Below are 5186 nucleotides of genomic sequence, written 5' to 3'. Positions count from 1 at the left end.
GCCTGGCAGCGCGGGTCGTCGACGGACCGCACGTCGTGATCGCCGCGACCTTTGTCGCGTGCGCCGGCATCGCTCTGATCAACGTGCTGATCCCCGTCGTCATCAAGGGGTCTTTCCCGGCCCGCATCGGCCTGATGACCGGCATCTACACCGCCGCGCTCCAAGGCGGCGGAGCGCTCGGTTCGGCGGTGACACCCGGTCTGGAGGAGCCGCTGGGCGGGTGGCGCGTCGCACTGGCCGCATGGGCGGTCGTCGCCTTCGTCGCGCTCGCGGTGTGGATCCCTGCGGCGCGCCGACACCGCGGGGCGTGGGCGGAACATGCCAGATCTGCCGGGCCGCGGCGCTCGCTGCTACGCAACCCGGTCGCCTGGACGGTCACCGTGTTCTTCGGCTGCCAGGCCTTCATGGCCTACATCGTGATGGGGTGGCTGCCTCAGGTGTTCATCGACAACGGCGTCGACAAGCTGCACGCCGGACTCCTGGTCGGCCTCACCTCACTCATCGGGGTTCCGGTGGCCTTGCTGATCTCACCGCTGGCGGCGCGCAGCGCCAACCAGACGTGGTGGATCGTCGGACTCGGCGTGGTGGGCTTCACCGGCGCCGTCGGAGTGATGGTCGCGCCCGCCGCGCAACCCGTCGCCTGGAGCGTGCTGATCGGCGTCGGTATGGGAGCCTTCTCGATCGCGCTCGCGGTGATCGCGCTGCGGGCCCGCACGTCCGAGGACACTGCACAGCTGTCGGGCATGGTGCAGGGGCTCGGTTATCTCTTCGCCGGCACGGGGCCGTTCCTGTTCGGGTTGCTCCACGACGTGACCCATGGCTGGACGGTGCCGTGGCTGATGTTCCTCGCCGTTTACGTCGTGCAGATCGTCACCGGTGCTCTCGCAGGCCGCGGTCGGTATGTCTGAGCCGACCGTGCAGAATCACAGGCATGGACACGCTGGGGGGACCGGCGGATGACCGTTGGGTCGTCGGGAACCATTCCGGCCTGACCTTCCCCGCCGATGCCGATGCACTGCACAGTGGCGGCGCCGACTTCCTCACCGACGCGTTCCACCGTTCGGGCGTACTGCCCGCCGCCAACGCCGTTGTCGCCATCGAGGAACTGAGCGAGTTCCGCGGCGGTAGCACCGGCCGAAAGGCGCTGCTGTCGCTGACCTATCGGCATCCCACCGACCTGCCGCGGGACCTGTTCGTGAAGTTCTCCCGCGATTTCGACGACCCCGGTCGCGACTTCGGGCGCAGCCAGATGGCCGACGAGGTGCGCTTCGCGTTGCTGACCCGCGGACCGGGATTCCCGATCGAGGTGCCGACGTGCCTGTTCGCGGACTTCCATACCGACTCCGGCACCGGAATGCTGATCACGAGCCGAATCGGCTACGGCAGCAATGGGATCGAACCGCACTACGACAAGTGCGCCGACTACACCATGCCCGACCCGCCCGCGCACTATCGGGCACTGCTTCACTCGCTGGCCACCCTGGCAGGCACGGACAAGGCCGGCCGGCTCGCCACCGATCTGGAGTTCCCGGTCGACATGCGCGCACTCTCGGTCGGCGAGCGTCCTGCCCCTACCGCAGACCAGTTGCGCAAGCGGGTGGATCGCCTCGGCGAGCTGACGGCGCGTCATCCCGGGCTGCTGCCTGCGAATATCGCTTCCCCGGAATTCATTTCACGTCTGTGCGGCGAGGTCACCCTGGTGCCCGCCAGGGCTGACGCACTCTGGGAACACCTGGGCGCCGACTCGGACTACGTGGCGCTGTGCCACTGGAACGCCAACGTCGACAACGCGTGGTTCTGGCGAGCGGCCGGTGCCCTCGAGTGCGGACTCCTGGACTGGGGTTGCGTCGGCCGGATGAACGTCGCGATGGCCATCTGGGGCTCGATGTGCAGCGCCGAAACCCAGATGTGGAACGACGATTTCGACGCACTGCTCGACCACTTTGTGGCCGTGTTCGCGGCAGCCGGTGGTCCGCAGCTGACCGCTACCGTGTTGCGGGGATACGTCCTCACCTACGCCGCCATCATGGGCACGACATGGCTGCTCGACGTGCCCGGCTACCTGCTGAACCTGCTGCCGGAGCCGGTGCACGACCGGTTCGACCCTCGGATCGCCGACAGCGAGCAGGCCCGAAGTCGGCTGCTGATGATGACGAACTTCCTCAACCTGTGGGAGAGGTCCGACGTCGCCGCGGTGTTGGGCCGGTAACCGCGTGAGCACCCCCGACCTGCAGCAGACCGTCGACGCGGTCTGGCGGATGGAGGCGGCCAAGATCGTCGCGACCCTCACCCGCGCGGTGGGAGACGTCGGCCTGGCAGAGGACGTCGCGCAGGAGGCACTGATCGACGCCCTCACTCAGTGGCCGAAGACCGGCGTGCCACGAAATCCCGGCGCCTGGCTGACCACTGTGGCCAAGCGCAAGGCCATCGACCAGTTGCGCAGGCAGGACACCCTCGATGCCAAGTACGCCGTACTGGCCCGCGATCTGGAGAACCACGTCGACGATGCGTGGGATCCCGAACAGATCGACGACGACGTGCTCCTGCTGATCTTCATGTCCGCCCACCCGAAGCTGTCCCGGGAGAACCAGGTCGCGCTGACGCTGCGGGTCGTCGGGGCCCTGACCACCGAAGAGATCGCCAAAGCGTTCCTGGTTCCCACGGCCACCGTCGCGCAGCGCATCGTGCGCGCCAAAAAGGCGTTGACCGGAGTGCCTTTCGACGTCCCCGACCGCGCGGCCTACTCACAGCGGCTGTCCTCGGTGCTCGCCGTCATCTACCTGATCTTCAACGAAGGGTACTCCGCCTCTGCCGGCGAACGCTGGACTCGCGACGAGTTGTGCAGTGAGGCATTGCGTCTCGGCCGTTCGCTGGCGGCACTGACACCCGACGAGGCCGAGGTCCACGGACTGGTCGCGCTGATGGAGTTCCAGTCGTCGCGCCTGCAGGCCCGCACCGCCCGCGACGGCACACCGATTCTGCTCGAAGACCAGAACCGCACCCGGTGGGATCGGGCGCAGATCCAGCGCGGTGTCGCCGCACTCCAGCGCGCCTCTAACCTATTGCACCGCAAGCGAATCGGCTGGGGACACTACTCGCTGCAGGCCGCGCTCGCCGAATGTCATGCCGCCGCGCCGACCGCCGATGACACTGACTGGCCGCGCATCGTGTCGCTGTACGACGCGCTGCTGCAACTCACCCCTTCACCCGTGGTCGAACTCAACCGGGCGATCGCCGTCGCCATGACCGACCCGGTGACCGGACCCTCTGCAGCGCTGCAGATCATCGACGGGATCGCCGGTCTCGAGGGTTCACATCTGCTGCCGAGCGTGCGGGGCGAGCTGCTGTTCCGGCTCGGCCGGACCGCCGATGCGGCAACCGAGTTCGACCGTGCCGCCGCGTTGGCCGACAACACGCGTGAACGCGATGTGTTGCAGGACAAAGCCTCGCGGGCCAGGAGCCGCTAGGCACCCGGTACCGCGGTGCGTGCGGCAACCGACGCGCCGCCGGCGCGGTCGAACACATCGATGACGACATCGCCGTCCCTGTACACGCCGATGTGGTGCAGACCCGCTGTCGCGCCGATGATGTCGTTGGCACGGTCGCCGTCCATCGGATAGTCCTCGACCCGGTGGCGCCAATGCGCCGCCACGACCGTCGCCGTCGGCGTCAGCCTGGGCACCTCACGGTCGAGCAACCCGCGCAGCACCTCAGGCTGCAGGTAGTAGCAGACCTCCGACAACACCACCAGGTCAAAAGGTCCCGCGGGCCAGGGCTGGTCGATGGAGCCACGCAGCAACGTCACCCGCTCCCTGACCCCGCCGATCGTCAGCCTGCCGTTCGTGGCGTCCAGTGCGCCGACGCTGATGTCGGTGCTGGTCACGTGATCACAACGGTCGAGGAGCTTCGCGGTGAGCACGCCGACCGAACAGCCCGGCTCGAACGCGTGCCGGTAACGCTGATACGGCAGCAATGCCATGGTGATCGTATACTTGCGCTGTTCGTACCACCTCGACTCCAGCTGCCAGGGATCCGCGGCCTGGGCGTACATGTCGTCGAAGTAGCTGTCGGGGAGTCGGGGAGTCAGCGGAAGAGCACCTCCCCCAGGGCGAGCAGCCTGCTCAGCACGAACGGTGGCAGCACCGGCGCAGCACCGGGGGCCGGGGGCACGAACTGGCTGCAGAAGGTCTGCGCCGCTTCGATCTTGCGCTCGAATGCGGATCGGGTCAGCGGGGCGGCGCACGCGCGGTCCCACGGCACCGCCGGGTCGCCGGGCAGCGCCCAGTGCCACATCCAGACCGGATACTCCATCAGCACTGCGCCGGTGCGTTCGGCGGCAACGGCGGCCGAACGTCCGACCGCCTCGTGGTCGGGGTGACCGTCACCGCGCCATGTTGCCGCACACCAGGTTCCGACGGGCTTGGTGGCCAGGACCTCGGTCAGCAGGTCGGCCAGCCGGTCCTCGTGCTCGGCGATCTGGCCGTCGGGCAGCCCCAGGCAGATCGGCGCACTCAGGCCGAGCACTCCCGCGGCCCTTCGCAGTTCGGAGCGGCGGATGCGTTCGAGCTCGAAGCGTTGCAGCAGAGACTGATCCGGATGCGCTGCGCCACCGTCACTGGCGGAGACGATCTGCACTCGGATGCCCGCTTCGGCCAGCAGCGCGGCCGTCGCGCCGAGACCGAGCGTCTCATCGTCGGGGTGTGCACCTACCACCACCATCTCCGGACACTGACCAAGATCCAGCTCGGGCAGGTCCAGTCCGGCGTCGAGCCAGGTGGCCGTCGGGGTTCCGCCCTCAGCCAGCGGCACGGCGGCCAATCGGGCCGAATTGCCCATCTGCACAATGGTCATGACGATTTTCCCGCCAACTGTCCCAGCCTTTCCAGATCCCGCTCAGCATGGCTCTGACGAACGTAGATCGACAGGTCCGCCACCCGCTGTGCGTGCGCGCCGTCCAGACTCAGCGGGGCCGGACCCAGCGCACGAGCGGAGCGGTGTATCGATTCGTCGACCGCGGTCTCCGCCGTTGCGCGTGCGCGCCGGGCCAGCAATTCGGCGCGACCCTTGCGGTTCAACGGATCCGCGTCGAATTCGTGCGCCACCGACATCAGCGTCGCGTCGGCGGCGGCCAACGCGGCGTCGACCGCACCCAGGTGTGCGAGCAGATGCGCGTCGGTGGTCTCGGC

Annotated in this window: 5 protein-coding genes and 1 pseudogene; 3 read left to right on the top strand and 3 right to left on the bottom strand. The window is 68.2% G+C overall.

Annotation, left to right across the window (positions count from 1 at the left end; all coding sequences use genetic code 11):
• The 3 genes from WA965_RS01770 to WA965_RS01760 form a co-directional block, all read left to right on the top strand.
• The coding region (locus WA965_RS01770; protein ID WP_526446976.1) for an MFS transporter at positions 1-908 on the top strand (908 nt) is incomplete at its 5' end.
• A 23-nt stretch (positions 909-931) separates the two neighbouring features.
• Positions 932-2209: a hypothetical protein gene (locus WA965_RS01765; RefSeq protein WP_526302868.1), complete on the top strand. Its 1278-nt coding sequence runs from the start codon at positions 932-934 to the stop codon at positions 2207-2209.
• Positions 2210-2258: 49 nt separating this feature from the next.
• On the top strand, positions 2259-3467 hold the full coding sequence (locus tag WA965_RS01760; RefSeq protein WP_526302871.1) for an RNA polymerase sigma factor: 1209 nt from the start codon (positions 2259-2261) through the stop codon (positions 3465-3467).
• On the opposite strand, the gene WA965_RS01755 is transcribed toward WA965_RS01760, so the two are convergent.
• From WA965_RS01755 to WA965_RS01745, 3 genes and pseudogenes are all read right to left on the bottom strand, one after another.
• Positions 3464-4087, bottom strand: a complete 624-nt coding sequence (locus tag WA965_RS01755) for an SAM-dependent methyltransferase (protein ID WP_526302870.1) — start codon at positions 4085-4087, stop codon at positions 3464-3466. The genes WA965_RS01760 and WA965_RS01755 overlap by 4 nt on opposite strands.
• Positions 4084-4851 (bottom strand): PIG-L deacetylase family protein, encoded by a 768-nt coding sequence (locus WA965_RS01750; RefSeq protein ID WP_526302867.1) that lies wholly within the window; start codon positions 4849-4851, stop codon positions 4084-4086. The genes WA965_RS01755 and WA965_RS01750 overlap by 4 nt, the downstream gene beginning before the upstream one ends.
• Positions 4848-5186 (bottom strand): annotated as a pseudogene (locus WA965_RS01745) (acyl-CoA dehydrogenase); the annotation flags it as partial. The pseudogene WA965_RS01745 and the gene WA965_RS01750, both read right to left, overlap by 4 nt.

It is taken from the genome of Mycobacterium sp. (assembly GCF_049683935.1).
Classification (GTDB): domain Bacteria; phylum Actinomycetota; class Actinomycetes; order Mycobacteriales; family Mycobacteriaceae; genus Mycobacterium.
The sequence above is the reverse complement of the archived record's forward strand: the minus strand, read 5'-3'. Positions and strand labels throughout refer to the sequence as shown.

Excerpts from the sequence above, each read along its gene's own strand:
- WA965_RS01760 (WP_526302871.1), top strand. The coding sequence starts at position 2,259 with ATGGAGGCGGCCAAGATCGTCGCGACCCTCACCCGCGCGGTGGGAGAC.
- WA965_RS01765 (WP_526302868.1), top strand. The coding sequence starts at position 932 with ATGGACACGCTGGGGGGACCGGCGGATGACCGTTGGGTCGTCGGGAAC.
- WA965_RS01750 (WP_526302867.1), bottom strand. The coding sequence starts at position 4,851 with ATGACCATTGTGCAGATGGGCAATTCGGCCCGATTGGCCGCCGTGCCG.